This is a genomic window from Paenibacillus sp. MZ03-122A (genome assembly GCF_024213325.1).
Taxonomy (GTDB): Bacteria; Bacillota; Bacilli; order Paenibacillales; family Paenibacillaceae; genus Paenibacillus; species Paenibacillus polymyxa_B.
Map to the genome: position 1 here is coordinate 1 of NZ_JANAVI010000019.1, position 19,831 is coordinate 19,831.

Annotated in this window: 12 protein-coding genes and 1 pseudogene; all 13 read right to left on the reverse strand. The window is 49.3% G+C overall.

The window, feature by feature from the left end; all coding sequences use genetic code 11:
- Positions 1 to 57 precede the first annotated feature (57 nt).
- Positions 58 to 240, reverse strand: a pseudogene (locus tag NLX74_RS23530) (amino acid permease); the annotation flags it as partial.
- 419 nt (positions 241 to 659) lie between these two features.
- Positions 660 to 1,238 carry a hypothetical protein gene (locus NLX74_RS23535; protein ID WP_254330577.1) on the reverse strand — a complete coding sequence of 193 codons (579 nt, stop codon included), beginning with the start codon at positions 1,236 to 1,238 and terminating at the stop codon, positions 660 to 662.
- Between the two features lie 44 nt (positions 1,239 to 1,282).
- Positions 1,283 to 2,284, reverse strand: a complete 1,002-nt coding sequence (gene floA, locus NLX74_RS23540; protein WP_039272282.1) for a flotillin-like protein FloA — start codon at positions 2,282 to 2,284, stop codon at positions 1,283 to 1,285.
- A 43-nt stretch (positions 2,285 to 2,327) separates the two neighbouring features.
- Positions 2,328 to 3,695 (reverse strand): NfeD family protein, encoded by a 1,368-nt coding sequence (locus NLX74_RS23545; protein ID WP_254330579.1) that lies wholly within the window; start codon positions 3,693 to 3,695, stop codon positions 2,328 to 2,330.
- 280 nt (positions 3,696 to 3,975) lie between these two features.
- Entirely contained in the window at positions 3,976 to 4,419 is a 444-nt protein-coding gene (locus tag NLX74_RS23550) for a GatB/YqeY domain-containing protein (protein WP_013311146.1), read from the reverse strand.
- Between the two features lie 16 nt (positions 4,420 to 4,435).
- Positions 4,436 to 4,609 carry a 30S ribosomal protein S21 gene (gene rpsU / locus NLX74_RS23555; RefSeq protein WP_005547957.1) on the reverse strand — a complete coding sequence of 58 codons (174 nt, stop codon included), beginning with the start codon at positions 4,607 to 4,609 and terminating at the stop codon, positions 4,436 to 4,438.
- Positions 4,610 to 4,780: 171 nt separating this feature from the next.
- Positions 4,781 to 5,140: a histidine triad nucleotide-binding protein gene (locus NLX74_RS23560; RefSeq protein ID WP_025722131.1), complete on the reverse strand. Its 360-nt coding sequence runs from the start codon at positions 5,138 to 5,140 to the stop codon at positions 4,781 to 4,783.
- 162 nt (positions 5,141 to 5,302) lie between these two features.
- Positions 5,303 to 6,646, reverse strand: a complete 1,344-nt coding sequence (locus NLX74_RS23565; RefSeq protein ID WP_254330581.1) for an aminotransferase-like domain-containing protein — start codon at positions 6,644 to 6,646, stop codon at positions 5,303 to 5,305.
- Positions 6,647 to 6,975: 329 nt separating this feature from the next.
- A complete protein-coding gene (locus tag NLX74_RS23570; RefSeq protein ID WP_254330583.1) occupies positions 6,976 to 7,380 on the reverse strand; it encodes a hypothetical protein in 405 nt (134 codons plus the stop codon).
- Positions 7,381 to 7,641: 261 nt separating this feature from the next.
- Positions 7,642 to 11,037 (reverse strand): AAA family ATPase, encoded by a 3,396-nt coding sequence (locus NLX74_RS23575; RefSeq protein ID WP_254330585.1) that lies wholly within the window; start codon positions 11,035 to 11,037, stop codon positions 7,642 to 7,644.
- Entirely contained in the window at positions 11,034 to 12,218 is a 1,185-nt protein-coding gene (locus NLX74_RS23580; RefSeq protein WP_254330587.1) for an exonuclease SbcCD subunit D, read from the reverse strand. Before NLX74_RS23580 ends, NLX74_RS23575 begins: the two co-directional genes overlap by 4 nt.
- A 28-nt stretch (positions 12,219 to 12,246) precedes the next feature.
- Positions 12,247 to 16,266 carry a helicase-exonuclease AddAB subunit AddA gene (addA, locus tag NLX74_RS23585; RefSeq protein ID WP_254330588.1) on the reverse strand — a complete coding sequence of 1,340 codons (4,020 nt, stop codon included), beginning with the start codon at positions 16,264 to 16,266 and terminating at the stop codon, positions 12,247 to 12,249.
- Complete coding sequence (addB, locus tag NLX74_RS23590; protein ID WP_254330590.1) at positions 16,263 to 19,829, reverse strand: helicase-exonuclease AddAB subunit AddB; 3,567 nt, start codon at positions 19,827 to 19,829, stop codon at positions 16,263 to 16,265. The genes addA and addB overlap by 4 nt, the downstream gene beginning before the upstream one ends.
- Positions 19,830 to 19,831: the final 2 nt, after the last annotated feature.

A 19,831-nucleotide genomic window follows, 5' to 3' on the forward strand; every position in this document is an offset into this window, starting at 1 on the left:
GGTAGATTACAGGCGACTGGCTGCTTAAACTTGAAAGGTGTTTTGATCCCTGTCTCACAAACGGGGGTCAGTCCCAACTGCTCCCGTACCTGTCAACACAAAAATCCCCGTTCCAATAATGGCTCCAATTCCAAGCATCGTTAAATCAAACGCACCTAGTTCCCTTTTGAGTGCTTTTTCCCCCCGCGTAGCAGCAATCAACTGATCAATGCTCTTCTTTCTGAACAAGCTATTCCCCATCCATTCCATCCTCCTAAAAATTAATTTTTCATTTTTATAACCTTGTTTATCACCTCAATTTAAATCAATTTTTAGCTAAATATGGAGTAAATTTCATAAGTATCTATCATTGAGAACATTATATATAAAAAAGAAAAAATGAAAACTGCTTTCAGAAAGTTTCATTCATATTGTTACATTTGATCATTTCTCACGAATATATTTTCATAAATGAGGCCCTAAATTAGACAAAATGCCACCATTTTAGATGACAGCAAATGTTAGAAACCTAGGGCACACAAGAGATTATCACATTCGTTGTCAGGTAATTAGAGCATTTGTCGTTAATTCACTTTTTATTCTGAGCATGCTTATGTATCCCTAAAGCATCACAAAAAAAGATCCGCCACAGCCAAAGCCGTGACGGATCCACTATCATTTTAACGTCTTCCTCCACCCATGTAGCGCTTGGAACGCGGAGGACCTAATATTTCTGCCCAAATCACACCTCTGCGCAGATCAGCCGTATCCACCGTATTACGTTCTTGTGAAGCTATCTCTGGCGCATCTGTAATTTCCCCTGACTCCCTCGCGTTGGATATACGATCGAGACGGGCTAAAACCAATCTGCGTTCTTCTTCCATAGCACGGATCCGATCCTCTAGAGTCGAACCGTTATCTAATGAATCCCGGTCCATCCGTTCTTCCATTTCCGACCGATCGCCCACTTCTTCTATACGACGAGCCTCCATAACCGCCCGTCGTTCATTAGGAAATTGACGTTGCAACTCACCAGCAACATCCTGCTGACGCTGCTCTTGCCCATGTTCCGTTGTGAAGGGTCTGGATGACGTCGAGAGCCCGCGAGAACCCTGATCCCCCCCAAAGGTAGGCATACCTTTTCGCGGCGGTGATTTCCGCCCTGTACCTTGGATGCTTTTCCCCAAGAAGGACACCAAAGCAAAGCCAATCACGATCAGGATATACAAATGTTCAAAGATCCAGCTGATAAAGTTCATTACTCACCACCTAGCTGCCGTCATTCATCGGCTATGTCCCGTTATTAATCCCGGTTCTTGTTGTCATTCCCCGAGTTCTCATTCGGTTTGCCTAAGGAGCTACGCATTTGCGTATCTGCCTCAATATTTTTCAAATTCATATAGTCCATGACGCCAAGCTTCCCGCCACGCAGCGCTTCAGCCATTGCCAGCGGCACTTCGGACTCGGATTCCACCACGCGTGCTCTCATTTCTACAACACGTGCCTTCATTTCCTGCTCCTGCGCTACAGCCATCGCACGCCGCTCTTCCGCTTTTGCCTGCGCAATACGTTTGTCCGCTTCCGCCTGCTCTGTTTGTAGAAAAGCACCGATGTTTTTACCTACATCAACGTCCGCAATATCAATGGACAAGATTTCAAATGCTGTCCCGGCATCCAAACCTTTGGACAATACAGTTCTTGAAATTGAATCTGGATTCTCCAATACGTCCTTATGCGAGTTACTGGAACCTACGGTTGTAACAATACCTTCACCGACCCGTGCAATAATCGTTTCTTCTCCGGCACCCCCAACAAGTCGATCAATGTTGGCACGCACCGTAACACGAGCTTTAACCTTTACTTCGATACCATCCTTGGCTACCGCAGCCACAATAGGTGTCTCAATAACACGCGGATTAACGCTCATTTGGACCGCTTGCAGAACATCCCGTCCCGCAAGGTCAATCGCTGCCGCACGTTCAAACTCAAGCGGAATGTTAGCTCGCTGCGCAGCAATCAACGCATTGATCACTCGGTCTACATTCCCTCCTGCGAGAAAATGGCTTTCCAGCTGGTTGATGTTCAAGCCCAGACCCGCCTTGGTTGCCTTAATGAGCGGATTGACAATTCGGCTTGGCGTGACGCGCCGTAACCGCATAGCTACCAGCGTAATGATACCAATGCGCACACCCGAAGCCAATGCTGAAATCCACAGCATCACCGGGAAGAAACTGAAAAATACGCTCAATACAATAATCACTACAACGGCAATCAGCAAAACGCTGACAATACCTGATTCGAACACTCGCATCATCCTCCATTAATCTAATTCTTTGTTGTTTACTTGTTTAGACGCTAGTGTCTGCCTTGACCACAATACGCCCACCTTCTACTTTGGATACTATAATCGGCATATCTGTAGCAATAAACTCGCCGTTCGTTACAACATCGACTCGCTCATCAGCGATCAGTACCGTTCCGGCTGGACGAAGTGGTGTCAGACTGACACCACTTTGACCTAATAGCATTTCCCGGTTCACAACTGAAGAAAAACCTTGTTCAGCTGTTAAACTTTCTTTAAGTATAAAACGGTTCCATATCCCTCGGTCCTTGAATACAACCGCGATGATCGCCACCACGGCAACCGCAGCTGCAAAGGCAATGCCCAAAGATATAAACGCGTGCTGCATGTTGTATGCTGCGCGAACAACTCCGACGACAAGGCTGACTGAACCCAAAATGCCCAAAATACCAAAGCTTGGGATGAACATTTCAAGGATAAGCAGAGCCAGACCGATAATAAACAACAACCACGTCTCCGAACCTGCAAAACCAGCGATATAATTGCCGAAAAAATACAACCCAAACCCGAGTATGCCCAAAATTCCCGGTACACCAAAACCGGGTACGAGCAGCTCAATAACGACACCCGCGATACCGATAAATAAAAGCAACGTCTGCACAATTGGGTTGGTCAATATCTCGGCTGCTTTTTCAGCCCATGTTTGCTCCACATGAATTACATCATCCGTGCTGTAACCCATCCACTGGATAACTTCTTGTTCGGAAGACGCGATGTGATCTGCATAACCCAACTTCAGCGCTTCCTCACTGGTTAAAGAAATGATCTGACCATTTTCCTTATTAAAGTTCATCTCTGGAATAGATATGGTCGTTTTAGAGTCAACCATACCTCTGGCAATATCCGGATTACGTCCTCCAGCTTCTGCGGCAGATGCCATGCTACTCTTCCACCAAGCTATCGTTTTTGGATCTGTGATAGCCTGCCCCCTGCCGTCTACTAACGCTGCTGCTCCGATAATACTCCCCGGTTTCATAACAATCTTGTTTGCGCTCAACGCAATATAGCTACCCGCTGAGGCCGCTTCGCCCCTTATATAGGCTACGGTCGGAATTGGACTGTCTTTAATCAGTTTGCCCAGCTTCTCCGCTGTATCTACCCGTCCACCGGGAGTGTTAATATCCAGTAAAATCAGACCTGCTTTGGAATCTGCTGCTTCTGCAAATCCACGTTCCATAAATTTGCCCAGACCTTGCTCAATTTTCTGATCAACTGGTATAACAAACACAGCTCCACCTTTAGTTTGGGCCGCCGCTGATTCGGAATGAACTAAGGGTAACAGCAAAACGGATACCATAATCCACAACGTTAAAAAGATCAATTTGCGACTGGAGTGGTGATGTTCTCTATGCATTTCTCTCCCCCCTTTCGACCTTTCTATGTTACAGCATACCAAACTTTGTTAGACAAACTATACATTTTTCAGGATTTAATGTGAAATTATTGGGTATATTGCTAATCCTGACGGCTGTCAGATACTTTACGCACCCAACGGACATCACGTTTCACACAATTAACAATAACGCTTACATATAAGAATCTTCTCATCATTACATTCTATGGTAGGCATCGCTTATATAGAAATAACACCCTCTGTAAACAGAGGGTGTTGTGTTTTCCTGTTTGTCGCAGGTTTATTGCAGAAATTGCTGAACCGCTTGGTTCACGAGCTTACCGTCAGCGCGGCCTTTTACCTTAGGCATCAAGGCCGTCATTACTTTCCCCATCTCGGCTTTCGAAGAAGCACCGGTTTCCTGGATGGTCTGCTGTACAATAACTTTAATTTCTTCCTCAGAAAGTTGTTCGGGAAGGTACTGAGCGATGATCTCTATTTCTGCTTTAGTGCTTGTCGCAAGTTCATCACGACCGGCTTTTTCAAATTCATGGAGGGCATCTTTTCGCTGTTTGATCTCACGACTCAGAATATCAAGCACTTCGTTGTCGTCCAAATCCCGTTTCAAATCTATTTCAAGATTTTTAATCGTAGAACGAACCATTCGAATGGTGGAGAGTTTGAACTTGTCCTTACTCTTCATTGCTTGCTTCATATCTTCGTTCAATCGTTCGCTCAAATTCATGATTGCTTAGATCCTCCTAGAACTTTCTCTTACGAGCAGCCTCGGACTTTTTCTTGCGCTTTACGCTTGGCTTTTCATAATGCTTGCGTTTCTTCACCTCAGCCAATACGCCATCCTTAGCAATGGAACGTTTAAAGCGACGAAGTGCAGCATCAATTGTCTCGTTTTTGCGAACTTTAGTTTCAGACACCAGTTTTCCCTCCCTCCGACCAGACCGTCCAAGAGCAATAACACGGTTCATCAAATTTTATTATAGGTGAAACGGAAACCAGGTGTCAACCTATAAGAAAAAATGAATACATAAAGGGCCATTTTTCTCCATTCACTTCCGTATTACTGAAAAGACAAGCTCTGTCATTTTTTAAGAATGTGAGTCCGAAATACCTGTCAAGGCACCCAATTTGGCGCCGCCCAGTAAGTGATAATGCAGATGCCCCACCGCTTGTCCACTATCTGGGCCACAGTTGTTAATCAACCGATAGCCAGACTCAGCGATTCCTAACTTTTTCGCAACCTCAACCGCAACACGATGAATCTCCGCGATAAGAGGAAGATCCTCCTCCGTCACAGCGTTCATCGAAGGAATATATTTTTTGGGAATAATGAGCACGTGTACTGGCGCCGCAGGCTGGATGTCATGAAATGCGAGCACATTGTCGGTTTCCAACACCTTTTTGCTGGGGATGGTTCCATCCACAATTTTCAAAAACAGATCGTCCATTCAAAACCCTCCTTTGGCAGTGAGCCGATCATAAGTAAATAGGCAAAAACTGCCCTTGCTCTCGGCATTCAAAGTTATGTATTTCCCGCACTGAATAGAAACATATACAGCCATGTTTGGTTATACTTATGTTTCTATATGTATCATAACGGAAAAAGGGTCTTAATACCAGTTTCCCTTACTAACTTCCTCTATAATAGCTTTCACCCCTGCATCAATTTGATCCAACTGCGAGCGCGAAATACTTATGCGCAAAAACTTCTCTTGTTCCCTATAGCCTGACAAATAAAAGCCTTTCCCAGCTACAACCTGGATGTTCCTCGCGGAAAGACACTGTACCAAACGTTCCAAATTCACCGTCCGAGGCAGTTTAAACTGCATATAAACTCCTGAGGTTACAGCTGAAGTCTGAACGTATCCGCCCTGATTGTATCGTTCCACAGCCTTGTTAAGAGCACGAACGCGCTCCGAATACAGTTTACATATCGTGTGCTTGTGGCGTTCATACATTCCATTTTTAATATAAATATCAAGCGCCGCCTGAGACAAAATAGATGTGTCGACATATCTTTTATAGGTATTAAACGTCTTCAATAGGGATTCTGGCAATACCGCAACTCCTAATCGTAAGCCGGGGAAAATGATTTTCGAGAAGCTTTTTAAATAAATAACATGGTCCGTCTGGTCGTATGCATAAATGGGATCAAAAAGATGATCAGCCCCCAAATCTGCCATATAGTCATCTTCTACGATGTACACATCATATTTGGCGGCTAAGGCAGCTATTGCTTTTCGCTCCTCTGTGTTGTAAGAGACTCCTAATGGATTATGATATCTTGACATGGTATAAAAAAACTTGATGCTCTCGTTCTTAAATTGGTTCTCCAATTCGTGAAAATCCATACCTTCCGCTGTCCGGACGATGGTACTGACGGGTATGTTCTCTTCCTCCAGAAAACGCAAATATATATCGTAACTTGGCTGCTCGACCAAAACCTTTTCTTTGCCATTGGGAAACGGCATTTTAGCGAGTATCTCCAATGCCTGCTGAACACCCGAAGTAACGATAATCCGATCCATTTTTGCAAACACCTGAGTATCGGCTAAATGGGAAACCAATGTATGACGCAGTGTTTCCAGTCCTTGCGAATCACCATAGGTGAACAGATGATATTTGTAGGTGTCAATAGCCTGATTCAAACAATGTTGGAAATCCAGATAAGGGAATACATTCAAATCGGGGGAGGCCGAAGCAAAATCAACGGAGTCTTGCATATGGCTATGGTGTAAATCGCCCGAATTTTCCACTACATAGTATCCACTTTGCGGTATGGAATAGATGGCGTGTTTCTTTTCAAGTTCAGCATATGCCCGCAGAATAGTGCTTTTGCTGCACCTGTATAATTCAGAAGCCTCACGGACCGACGGCAGCTTGTAACCTGATTTATATTGTCCCTCGCGAATTTTAAGTTCTATATCCAATAAAATTGAAACGTATTTTTTCACAATATCCTCCCACCTGCTCTTTACATACTCATTACATGCTTATTTCATTACATGCTTATTCCGTCTTATGTTTCTTTACACGCTAGATGTTACCATGGTTTATGGATAAACAGGATACTTCATTTCATTGAACTGTACTGATACAGTTTCAATTATTGGATCATATTTGGGATGGTTTACGTGAAAAAGAGGCTGTTTCTTCATAATGGAAGAAACAGCCTTGCATGGTGATGATGTATGGATGCGCCTTAAAGTCACTTGTACTGTACAAGAACTGTAGGCGGGAGAGAGCAGAGAATTCAGTATATCTGGCGACTAAGGAATCAGGATTAGTAATAAGGCAGCAAGCTAATCGCTGTCAACGCTGCAAGTGGCAGAATCAAACGATTAAAACGACGGCGTCCGTATGGGAACCCATATGCATAAGCGGGTACTGGATACGGGTACGGGTACGGATACGGAGGATAAGACGCATAGCCACCATAAGCACGGGAGCCGCAGCCACAATTGTTAGGTGGATATGGGAGATTAACATTGACTTTCTCCATCTCGTCTCCACCCATAGGAACGGCTAAGTATATCTTTTCATCATCCACATGCTCTACAATGCCATCATACATTGTCCCGTCCTTCACCCATACGCATACATAACGATGCATATGCTTTTGACATAGTGTTTTAGCATCCGTCTGTTCCGGTGCTGTAACTTTTTCGGTTGTCATGCTTTTTTCCATGGTTGTTTCCTCCTAGGCTCTTGCATGTATACCGTATGTTATTCAAAAACGGGCTATTTGCTACATCAAATTGGGCGAATTCCGGCTTGCAAAAAAAAGAAGCACCCCGGGAGCTCTTGGCAGAGCCCCTCTGAACGGACGTATGACGGGAAGATTTCTTCCGCAGCATACGTCCGCCGGGGTGCTGTATGATTAACTTGTCGGCTTGGCTGTATTATAACAATAGTTTGAAACTGTATCTGTGACCTGTATCACATTACTTCAAAAAGTTTCCATAACCACACGTGAGCCGCCTCCAGCCTGCTCTGCTGGAAGAACAACTAGCTTGCGCGGCAGACGGGCCCGTAGTTCAGGCACATGACTAATCACACCAACAGACAATTGATCGTGGTGCAGCTTTTCCAGTGAAGTGATCACTGTGTCAAGCAGCTCAGGGTCTAACGTTCCAAAGCCTTCATCCAGAAAGAAAAATTGCAGAGGGTATTGGCCCCGCAATTGAATTTGAGCCGACAGCGCAAGCGCAAGCGACAAGGAGGTCAGGAACGTTTCGCCACCGGACAAGGTCGATACTGGACGTTTGACCCCACCGTTGGCATCGTCACTAATGACAAAACCACCGCTGGAATCTACCTCTAGCGCGTAACGTTGCTTGGTCAGAAAACGCAGGCGGCGTGAAGCCGACTGGCTAACCTGCATGAGCTGCTCCTCGGCAATATATTCAACAAAGGCATTGCCACGAAAAACAGACTGGAGCTTGGACATTTTTTCCGCTTCGCTACGCAAATGTATACGATTGGACTCCAGCTTCATCCAGCGGACGTGTCGATGCTGCAAGTCCTCTAAATCACGCTCAGCCTTGGCGCGATTCTGAAGCGCCTCTTCGTCGCGTGTACGGCAATCGCGCAGCTGCGCAGTGGTCGTTTCCCACTGTTCCTTTGTTACCGTTGCTCCATTCAGCTGCTCTTCGACATGCTTTAAGCGGGAAGACAGCTCTTTTTCTCGTTCTCGATGCAAACTCACTTCACGTTCATAACGTGCGACTTCTTCCGGTCCCAAGCAACATTCCATAACCTCTGCTTCCGTAGCAAAAGAGGAGGCTTCCAGACGGCTGCCCCAACGGGACTCTGCCATCTGACGTCTTTCTTCTGCCGAGTCGGAGGCCTGCCGGGCAATCAGTGAAGCATGAACGGCTTGCTGCTTGCGTTCTTCCGCTTCGGTACGGCGGCGTGCCGCGGCTTCGGCTCCGTTTTTCAGTCCCAACAGTCGCGAGGTCGCTTCTTCCAACAATGAAGCCGCTTGGCCATCTCCAACCCATTTTCGGAGCTGTGCTAGCTTTTCACGAAGCGAATCATCTTTGCTTTGGAGCCCTGTACGACGGGCAATAATGATTTTGTCCTCCTCGATGATACTCTGCTGTATCTGTTGAACACGCGCCGCCTTTCCTTCGAGGAAGGTCACACTCGTCTCCAGCCGGGACCGCAGTTCTTCCGCACGCCCGTCGCGCTCCTGCATGACACGGTAACGCTCCGCGGCTTCGCTCGGAGCGACATCCGGCAGCTGCGCCGCCCATTCGGCGCGCAGCCCCTCGCTGCGCGTGGTGCATGCCTCGCGCTTGCTGCGTGCCTGCGTCAGCGCTGCAGCTGCTGCCTCCTGCTCGGCAGCAGCACGGATGCGCCGCTGCTGTCCGGCGGCGTCTGCCTCGCGTAGCGCCTGTGCCTCGGCAGGCAGTGCATGCGCACGTGCGGCTAGCTCTGCCGCAGCACGCTCCAGCGCCGTGCAGCGCTCCACCCAAGCGGCAATACCGCGCGGCTCTGTTGGCGCTGCCGCAGGCGTGAAAGGCTCGCCCGTGGCGGCAGCGCCGCTGTCTGCGGTGGCGGGCTGCGCCAGCAAGCTGCGCTGCTCGTGCAACTGCTGGCGCAGTGTGAGGCGCAGCTCCTGCAAACCAAGCCGCAGGCGGTGCAGCTCATCTGGCGCAGCGGCATCCGCGCTATGCGCCGCAACGACGGCAGGCGCGGGGTGATGCAGCGAGCCGCACACTGCGCACGGCTCGCCTTCGCGCAACTCGGCAGCGAGATGCTGAGCGAGACGCCCCAGCTCCTCGGCACGGAGCTCGTGGCGCAGTTGTTCTTCCTCGGAGGCCAGTGACGACATATCGGCGGTGATCTCTGCCTCCAACGTCAGCAATGCCTCAATACCATCAGCTGCCTGTGCAGCAAGGGCAGAACGCCGTGCCTCTGTCTCCTGTGTCTCCTGGTCCGTCAGCTTTAGACGTTCGTCAGCTTGCGCAAGCCGTTTCTCCTGAGCGGTGTACTCCAGTTCAGCTTCACGCAATTGCTCATTCGCGATTTCCAGCTGTTGCAACCGTTGCACAGCCTCTTGCAGCATACGCCGCTCATCTGCCCGCACTTCATTTTGCTTTAGCTCTTGTTGAAGCTCCTGCTGTCGCTTCAAGCCTCGCGTCTGTAGCTCTTGTTCCTTTGCGAGTCCTTCTGCATGTTCAGCAAGGGTTTGTTCGCTTTGCACAAGCTCGGCCGCCAGGCTTTCCCGTTCAATACGCAATGCTTCCGTATCACGCTCCAGTTGAAGTGCCTGCTCTAGTTGGTCGATCCGAAGCAATAGCTTCGGTTCTTCGACACTGAGTGCTTGCCGGGCCTGCTCATCTGCTTGCGCAGACACCAGCGCAGCCTCCTGCGCGGTAGTGGCCAAGACTTCCATTTCTTCGGCACTCTTTTGCCGTTTTTCCGCTTCAGCAATGGCTTCCTTCCAATCCGTCAGCGCAGGCAGCAATGCCTCGGCTGCAGATGCTTGTCGAAGCTTGCGCTCCAGCAAAGCAATGCCCGGCTCCTGTGCTGCCAACTGCTCCAGCTCGTTCGATCTTTGGCTGAGCTCGACGACCAGCTCACGGGTTTTGTTTAGCGCCTCCCATTCACGTGAGACACGCTCTAGCTCACGACGCGAAGCTTCTGCATTGGCAATCGCCTCTTTGAGACGCAACTCTACATGTTCAAGCGCTTCAGCACTGGCATCTCCCAGCCCTTGCTGCTCTGCCTCTAACGATTTCAGTGCGATATCGTTATCTTTCACACGACGGCTTAGCTTTTTTGCAAGTTGGTCTCCATACTTCTCCAGATGGAACAAACGCTGTAGCATCTGTCTGCGTTCACTGCCCTTTAAGGACAAGAATTCCGCAAACTTTCCCTGCGGTAATACGACAGCTCGTGTAAAATCGTCCATTTTCAGGCCGATATACTCCTCCACACAGCGCGTCACATCCTGCACCTTATCGGCAAGCACTTCCTCGCCATCCTCTGTTAACGCAATAAAACGGCTAAGCGTATTATTAACCGATACGCCTCCAGCACGTTTGAAACGTCGTTCTACACGGTAACGACGAGGACCTTGAGCTGACATTAATTCAAACGTAAATGCAACAGACAACGTATCCTCAGCATGATTCATAATGCCTTGTGTACCATTCACTGCCCGCTCCACTTTACCGTACATAGCCAACGTAATGGCATCCAGCAGCGTTGATTTTCCACTACCTGTTGGGCCAAAAATTCCGAACAACCCAGTTTCGGTCAAATCGTCAAAGCGAATTTCCTGCGACTCCCGGTAGCTTTGCAACCCCGCCAGTTTTAGAAGGATTGGTTTCATGTGTCATCCTCCTCAGCGTGGTCTCTTGCATCATCCTGTTCCACCAGTTCCAGAAACAACTGTACTAATCCGTCATCTGGCTGTGCTCCACCTGTCTGCCGCTGATAGAATGCCCGGAACAACTCATGCACTGGCAGTTCTGATCGTTGGTGCTCCAGCTGTGCGGCAGCCATTTCTGGATACATGGGGCGAATATGAATGATGCCTTCACGGCTTTTGCGCAGCCGCTGAATATCTCCCATCGACATCGCTTCATCCAGCGTAATTTCCAGATCAATAAAGGCATCGGCATCCAATCCTTCGTCCAGCCAGCGATATACTTCCTCCAGACCTCCCCGTGCGCGCCACCTCACTAATGGGCGTCCACTGGTGATATACAGTTCCTCGACCTGAGCAGGCTTGCCAGCAACCACGTCAATTAACGTAACCGATTTGGCTTGTCCGGCTTCGGAAAAGCTATAAGCCAGCGGCGAGCCACTGTAACGCATCAGCCCGTCTCCCTTCACATATTGGGGACGATGCAAATGTCCTAGAGCCGTATACTGTGCCCCAATGCTCAAAGCAGACGGATCTACGGTATACGCCCCCCCGACCTGAATCGGACGTTCCGAATCCGACTCCAGCCCGCCGAGCACATAAATATGGCTCATCGACAAATTAACGGTGTCAGGCCGAAATGCTGTGCCCAGCTGTGACATCAGCAAGCTCACACGGCGACTGTATGCCTCGCGCAAGACTGTTTCATCTCCGTCTTCAGACAATAGCTCGTTCAGACGAGACTCGGACGGATATGGCAAGGCTGCAATGCATGCCATTTCACCCGTTCGCGGTGTACGAACGCGTACCGCTTCCCCATGGGGCAGTCCCAGCAACGTAATTCCACGCCCGCTCACCAGCGGTGTGACCGAGGATACCCTTTCCGGCTGATCATGATTGCCCGCAATGACGACGAGTGGTCTTCCTCCAGCCGTAAGACGGGCAGATGTTTCATAAAACAATTGCTCGGCTGCGGCCGAAGGATTGACTGAGTCGTATACGTCTCCAGCCATCATAATCAAATCGGCCTGCTGATCGTCAGCCATTTTCGCCAACTCTTCCAAAAACGCCTCCTGCTCCTTCAAACGGCTGCGTCCTTCCAACGTGCGGCCCAAATGCCAATCACCTGTATGCAAAATCCGCATGCTATTCCTCCTCTCCCTATCTATATAACTACAGCTGTACACTCTCTCCAGCTTCTAAAAAATACAGCCACTTCTCAGCGACCTTTTTGCTTGTAATCTCTTCGATCACACGGGCATACAGCTCCAATTGAAAACGATATTGGTCTGTTAAATGGGACAGTGTACGATATTCAGATATCCGATCTGTTTTATAATCCACCAGCACGAGTCCTTCGGGAGTTTCAAATAGACAGTCAATAATCCCGTTCATCAGCACTTTATCGCCGTCCTGTCCACCTTCCGAATCTGTTTCTTGTCCTGGTGACATCGATGGTAAGCTGTGGTTCCAGTAATCGATTGCCCGCATGGTATAAGTAAACGGAAGCTCTCTTTGAACATGGGATGCCCCCAGCATTCTGCTACCCAGCTCACTAGTGAAAAAGCGTAATATTTTATCCGTATCTAGCGCCTTTGCATGAACATCCAGTAACATACGCTGATTGAGCAAACGAGCCTTGGTTTCCTCAATAACTTCGGCGCTCATCCCCCTATCTAATGGCAAATGCAGCATCAACGTATGATAGATTGTTCCTCGTTCCGTTGGAGTCAGTCGCTGATTCCCCATAAACTTAGGTCTGCGCAAGTGTAATTGACTTCCCACAGTGTGAGAATCCTCCCGATCCTCCGGTAACTCTGCTAGTAGAGAGTTAGATAGATTCAGCCAATCGCCCGAACCTATCTCCTGCATTTCCAGCCATCTTTTCATCTCAGTAACCGATGTATTGGCTGCCGTCTTGCCAGCCCGTTCATACGGATAGATCCAGGAAAGAGCAGCTTCAATATCCGTTTCACTCTCTTCGTTCAAGTCGATTAGCTCCGCATTTCTCAGTGCTTCTGTCTTCTTTTGGCGTTCTTCGCCCGACACCTCTTCCTCATGATCTGAGTTCACACGAGAGCCGGAAAGTGTTTCCGAGGCTACGATTTTAAATAACCAGTCTGTTCCCCGCATATGTTCCAGCCTGTGATAGTACCCATCCTGATCACCTGCCGCTTCCCTCAACAAAGTAGCAGAAGGATGCCGAATCAAAGCAGGACCTACCCAGTCCAGATAGCTGCGGCCTGCCGCCAGCATATAGTCTGGTAAGACCGTTTCCGTATGTTCTTTGGCACGTGCCCAACCCGCTGCGCGCGAAGCGAGGTCCTTCACGGTTCCGGTCATAATTAGCTTTTCACGCGGACGCGTAAGCGCCACGTATAACACCCGCATTTCCTCAGCCAATAGCTCCAGCTGTGAGCGTCGGCGGATCGCTAAATTAGGCAGTGTAGGGTAGCTGACACGATTTTGTTCCTCCACATATTTAGGACCAAACCCCAACTCCTTGTGCATAAGAAACGGCGCATTGAGATCCTGTTGATTGAACATTTTTGCTGTCCCAGCAATAAACACGATAGGGAATTCAAGTCCTTTACTTTTATGAATGGTCATAATACGGACAGCCTGATCGGGTTCAGTCCCCCCGCTAATGGATCCTAAATCACCGCCTCGCTCCCGTAGACGGGAAATGAAGGTCAGAAATCGGAATAATCCTCGGTTGGACGTAGAAGTCTCATACTGTCTCGCTCGGTCATATAGCGCCCGCAAATTGCTTTGACGCTGTGAGCCGCCAGGCAGTCCACCGACCCAATCCAGATATCCTGTTTCCTCCAGCACATTCCAAATCAATGCACTTAAGCTTCCTTGTCGGGCTTCCTGCCGCCAGGCTTTCAAGTTACGCAAAAATGAACGTAGTCGGGCAGATAACGTATTCCCGTCATTTCTATTACCAAAGTCAGATGAAGATAAAGAGTCCTTAGGGAAAAGATCCAACTCCATGATGTCAGCTGAGATCCCTTTTTCACTTTCTTCCAGTGGGTCAACTTCTGCTGCCGCCAGCAATGCGTCATAAAATAATCCATCCGGCTTCTCCAACCGAATTTGTGCAAGTTCATCTTCGGTCAAGCCAACAATCGGCGAACGAAGCACGGATGCAAGCGGGATGTCCTGCTGCGGATTATCAATAATGTGCAGCAGAGACAACATCACCTCAACTTCCGTTGCTTTAAAAAAGCCTGTCGTCTGCTCCCCTGAAGCCGGAATGCCCTCAAGCCGCAGTTCCTCTACAATTAGGGGGGCCCACACGCTTGCGGAACGAAGCAAAATGACGATATCGCCGTAGACTGCCGGGCGCATCGCTTTTAACCCTCTGTCGTAAATCAACAGTGGTTGTCCAGTGTCTCCGGTCAGTTCTTTAATCCGTTGCGCGATCGCACGAGCCTCTAACTGTGCCGTTTCTAGCTCCGCAAGCTCAGCCAGTTCACTTTCCTGTAGAGCAGATTCATCCCCCGTTTCGGACAGCTCCGAAGCCTCGGAAAGACCCTGTCCACCCTTATCAACTAAGAGCAGCTCAGGTGCGTATACAGATGCAGTGTCTTGATCCGAGGGGTCGGGATAGGATGCGCCGTGTACCAGCCAGGCTCGTTCATCGTACTCAATTTCCGCCACATCCACACTCATAATCTGGCGGAACACCAAATTGACCGCATCGACAACTTCCTGCCGACTGCGGAAATTACGCGCCAGATCAACTAAAAAGCCATCTTCCTGCTCCTGCATGCCGTACCGTTGATACTTATTCAAAAACAGACCCGGCTCCGCCAGCCGAAACCGATAAATACTCTGTTTCACATCGCCCACCATAAAACGGTTACCCGGTTCCTCCCGTGATACCAGCCTAACGATATCTTCCTGTACGGTATTCGTATCCTGATACTCATCCAACAGCACCTCGTCAAATTGCGCCTTGTATTCGAGTGCAGCGTCGGAAGGTAGTAGCTTGTACGGAGTAGAATCGGGATGTCGTAATATTTTCAGACAATAATGTTCCAAATCCCCGAAATCCACCAACCCTTTTGACTGCTTGTGCTGTTGAAATCGTTCCCCAAATACAATCACGGTTTCTACCAATTCGTCCATCAGCGGAGCCGCGGCGTGCAGCTCCTCCCAATAGGCTTCTGCTCTCCTGCCAAACAGGGAAGCCTTCATATCTGTAATCATTTTTTTGGCTGCTTCGCGCAGCGTCTTAACCCGTTCCTGCAATGCAGGCTCAGTCTGATCTTTTTTGACCGGCTTGAGCTTACCGAAGGCAGCTGTCTGAAAATGATCATATAGAGATGCCCACGGCTGTGTCTCCAGCTCTTGCAGTAATCCCTTCACCATCGCCGCATCCTCTTGCAGCGTCACGGCATAAGGTGCAGGACCGCCGGGCTGCATAGCTATTTCATGCGCCTGTTCCAGCAAGCTCGCTGCTCCGCGCAAAGAAAGTACGGCATCTGTCAAAATGCTGCGAACCCAGGGAGTCTCTCCCAAAGCGGCTACATCCTGTACACGAAATGCTGCCGCTGTCTCCCGCAGCCAATGTTCTGGCCAAGGATGACTTTGAGAAAAATCATACAACCGCTGAACAAGCACGTACATTGCATCATCGGTGCGTTCTCCACTAAACCAGTCGACCAGTCTGCGGAATGTACTACCTTCATCATGAGCCTCATATTTCTCCTCAAACAGTTCTTCTAGAAGCTCCTGACGCAACAATTCTGTCTCATGCTCATTCATAATCCGAAAACCAGGATCAAGAGGAATGGCCTGATAATGCCTGCGGATGACCTCCATACAAAATGAGTGAAGCGTTGTAATCGAGGCCCGATTCAGCAACGACAGCTGGCGGCGTACATGCTCACTTTCCGGTTCCTGTTCCAACACACGTTCCAACGCTTCGCGTATCCGTTGACGCATTTCGGCGGCTGCAGCCTTCGTAAAGGTTGCTACCAGCAACCGATCCACGCTGAAGCCAAGCTGGGGATCGACAATTTTACGAATAATACGCTCTACGAGCACCGCTGTTTTACCAGACCCTGCCGCTGCCGCGACCAGCATGTTGTTACCCGATTCCGAAATGGCACGCCACTGGTCATCGCTCCACATACTGCCTTCCGGCTTCGGCATGTCTTTAGTGTTTGACGTGTCTATCATTGGTCCATTCCTCCTTTCCCTTCCTGCGTATGACCCAACAGATTCCAGATTTGATCCTTACCGGGTTTACCCCATTGATTGTAGCCACTGCCCTCCAGACTGTCGTCAAATTGACAAACAGGCTTAAAAGAACAGAAGGTACAAGCCGTCTCTTGCTGGATTCGATAAGGTTCAATGGCCACATCGCCCTCTGTCATCCGTGTGCCAATCGTCCGAATATTATTACGCACCGAGGCTAACAAGCTGTCCCACTGTTCCGGCGAAGCAACCGAAGCACTGCTATAAAAACTGCCGTCTGCTTTCACCGCAACAGGTAAAATAGAGGAATATCCTTTGTCCAATGCTGTATCCATTTGTCCAACTACGTCCCGATCTGCAAGCAATAATCCTTTCATCTTAAAACGTTTCAAAAGCTCCTGGCGGGCCTGTTCTGCGCTAAGACCGTTAGGCGACTGCAACATCGGATTGTGGACGTGAAAATACAGGGTACCCGCTGGATAAGCAGTCTCGCCCAACCATTCCTCCGCCGCATTCAGCAGCACATCCAGGTAGGTGAGCATTTGCAAGGACAGGCCATAGTACACTTCATGCAGCTTGAGATCCTTTTGGCTAGATTTGTAATCGATGACACGCAAAAGTAACCCCTTTTCTCCCTCTGCCACATCTACACGGTCAATCCGTCCGACAATTTCCATCACAACGCCGTTATCTAACCGGAAGCTTAACGGAGGAAGCTGCTGACCCGGTCCAAAGTCCAACTCCAGCCCAATCGGCTCAAAACTACCTCTTCGCGCATGTTCACCTAAAATCAACGAAGCACGGCTCACGATGTCTTTCAATTTGCGCAAAATGTAGCCATACCGCTTGGAGCTCATTAAAATCTCGCCTTGCAGACGAGGAGCCAAACGCTCCACTGTACTTTCCGCCTCTTGTCGGCATTCCTCGGTGCTGAGACTGCCCCAGCTGACATTGCGTTTACGCAGATTGATCGCCATCTCTCCAAGCGCTGCATGGAATAATTGTCCGATATCCGGGGCCTTCAGGCGATACATTTGACGTTCCTTCAAACGAAGACCGTGAGAGGCAAAGTGCGAAAATGGACATGCCACAAAACGTTCCATACGAGATACGCTGGTACGCAGCTTGCTACCGTACAGACGGCGGCTCGTTTCCTTCTGCATTTCAGCATGGTTCTCATAAAAAAGTGAGGTTAACAACTGACGCAGCTTGTCCTTCTCACGCCCTTGCTGGCTTGCATACCAGTTATATACCTCCCACCAAGGAGATAAAATGTCACCGCCACGTCGCCAATGCCGTAATTGCGCAATGAGCTGCGGCAAAGCCTCGGACGGATGAGAAGCATACTCCCATTGCGTCGTCCAAGCATCCCCAGGCAAAGGGTATCCAGCCAACGGACGTTCGTCCAAACTAGGAAACAGGTGCCGCACATGTCGTACTAACTCAGACGGCAACAACGACTTGCCTTCTTCATCAGTCACTGCATAGCTCATCCACAGGCTTTTACCGGCTGAGGTAAGGGCCGTATAAGCGAGAAAACGTTCGTCCAACAGACGTCTTGTCATATCCGGCGCCAGCTCTACGCCTCGTTCGTTTAATGCCGTACGCTCCTGCTCATTCAGCACACCGTCCTCATGGAATACAGCCGGCATCACACCTTCGTTCATACCTAGCACAAAGGCATGTTGAATACCGGACACACGTGTACGGTCCGTGTTTCCGACCAGAACCTGATCCAGAGCTGGCGGAACAAGTCCCATACGGAACTCGGCCAATCCCGTTTCCAGCACGCCCGCAAACAAAGAGGTATCCAGTCTCTCATCACCCATCATTTCGACGATCTGATCCAGTAGTTCAAGCACTGCATCCCATACCTGACGATGCTCCTTCGCCTGCTCAGGATTTCCTGCTTCCTCTGCCTGATGAATGAAGGCGTCCAGCTTGTGGCCGATTTCTGCATCTTCCAGTAACAGATATACCGCTTCACACTTCTCAAGTGCAGTTCGTGCCTTGCCCATACGTTTCTCAAACGCACGTAAAGGCGTCACGATCACATCCCGGCACAGCTCCATCAAATCCAACGTTTCATCCCGCCTACGGTTCCGTTCTTGCTCCTCCAGCTCTAGTGACAAGCTGGGCACAGCCTGCCACGGCCGACCGTCTGTCCAACGGCTGCCTTGTATTCCGCAGGCCAGAACATAGTTTTCCAAACGGTCCATCTCCTCACGGCTCACCCGACCATCCAGCGGCAAGAGAAGGTCTGTTTTGACCGCACGGAATACATCCTCATATCGCCAACGCCGCTGCACGATATCCAGCGAAGCCCGAATCAATTCCACCAAAGGATGATGCAATACACTTCTTCGCTGATCCAGAAATACTGGAACCTCATACTGTTTGAATATCGGTTCCACCCATGGCTCATAATCTTCAATATGACGTACAAACAGAGCCATCTCCCGGTAACGCGCGCCTTCATCTCGGGCCAGACGGCGCATTTCGCGTACAGCCCCTTCCAGCTCTGCACGGCGATTAACCGCAGTGTACAGTTTTATGCCCTCCGGCTGTTCTTCTGTCCACTGCTCTCGTAGCTGCTGCAGCCGCATCCGTTGTTCCTGATTCCGTAACCCTGTACGATGTTCAAAGTTAGCCTCCAAATATGCCAACGCTGGACGCTCCTTAAATCTCGGCAACGGATCAGGGCGAAGTAATTGTGTCTGCGTCTCTATCATCAGCTCGTCCGCCATTCCTTTGAGCTTTACATAGGTAGCCGCCGAAGGATGAAACAAATCCAACTCATGCGGAAGCTGTCCGCTCTCGTAGCTTCGGTTGCAAGTCAGCGCCACCGTCAACGAAGAGGCATGCAGCATAAGTTGCTCCACCACCTTGTATTCATGTGGTGTAAATCTACGGTAGCCATCCATCCAAATGTCTGCTCCACGCACAAGGGAAGACTCCGCAATCTGTTCTGCCAGCATGCGCAGCGTATCTTCACCGTCTATATATTTAAGCGTCAGCTCTCGTTCAAAATCCTCGTAAATTAGACTGATATCTTTGAGCTTGCCGCGCAAAATCGGAGTTGACTCTCCCACAGCGTTCATTCGCTCCAGTTGCTCGGGTACAGACCGAGTATCATTTCCATACTGCTTTAGCTCCGTAAACAATGTATTCAACCGATCCACAAAGCCGAGCTGGTCTCCCGAATCCTTAAACAAGCTCAGTTCATCCTTGCGACGACGAATAATTTTATATAAAAGCATCTTCTTGCCTTCTTCCGTTACAGGCACCAGTGCTGAACCCCCGGTTTCCTGCATAACTAAATAGGCAAGACGATGAAATCCCATCACTTGGGCGCGCACCGACCCCTGAATACCGTTTCCGGCTTCTGTAAGTAACGCATGCTCGGAAGCAAATGACGATTGCTCCGGTACAAGTAACAGCATAGGCTTACCTAGCGGCTCCTCGCGTAACATAGACGTCATTTCATTGCGGATTAACGTACTTTTACCACTACCAGAGCGGCCAATTAACAAGCGGACCGACATGA

What these genes read in the sequence shown, in the direction of transcription:
- NLX74_RS23545 (WP_254330579.1), bottom strand. Translation starts at nt 3,695, where the DNA reads ATGCATAGAGAACATCACCACTCCAGTCGCAAATTGATCTTTTTAACG.
- addB (WP_254330590.1), bottom strand. Translation starts at nt 19,829, where the DNA reads ATGTCGGTCCGCTTGTTAATTGGCCGCTCTGGTAGTGGTAAAAGTACG.
- NLX74_RS23575 (WP_254330585.1), bottom strand. Translation starts at nt 11,037, where the DNA reads ATGAAACCAATCCTTCTAAAACTGGCGGGGTTGCAAAGCTACCGGGAG.
- NLX74_RS23535 (WP_254330577.1), bottom strand. Translation starts at nt 1,238, where the DNA reads ATGAACTTTATCAGCTGGATCTTTGAACATTTGTATATCCTGATCGTG.
- addA (WP_254330588.1), bottom strand. Translation starts at nt 16,266, where the DNA reads ATGATAGACACGTCAAACACTAAAGACATGCCGAAGCCGGAAGGCAGT.
- NLX74_RS23570 (WP_254330583.1), bottom strand. Translation starts at nt 7,380, where the DNA reads ATGGAAAAAAGCATGACAACCGAAAAAGTTACAGCACCGGAACAGACG.
- NLX74_RS23560 (WP_025722131.1), bottom strand. Translation starts at nt 5,140, where the DNA reads ATGGACGATCTGTTTTTGAAAATTGTGGATGGAACCATCCCCAGCAAA.
- NLX74_RS23580 (WP_254330587.1), bottom strand. Translation starts at nt 12,218, where the DNA reads ATGCGGATTTTGCATACAGGTGATTGGCATTTGGGCCGCACGTTGGAA.
- NLX74_RS23550 (WP_013311146.1), bottom strand. Translation starts at nt 4,419, where the DNA reads ATGAATTTGAGCGAACGATTGAACGAAGATATGAAGCAAGCAATGAAG.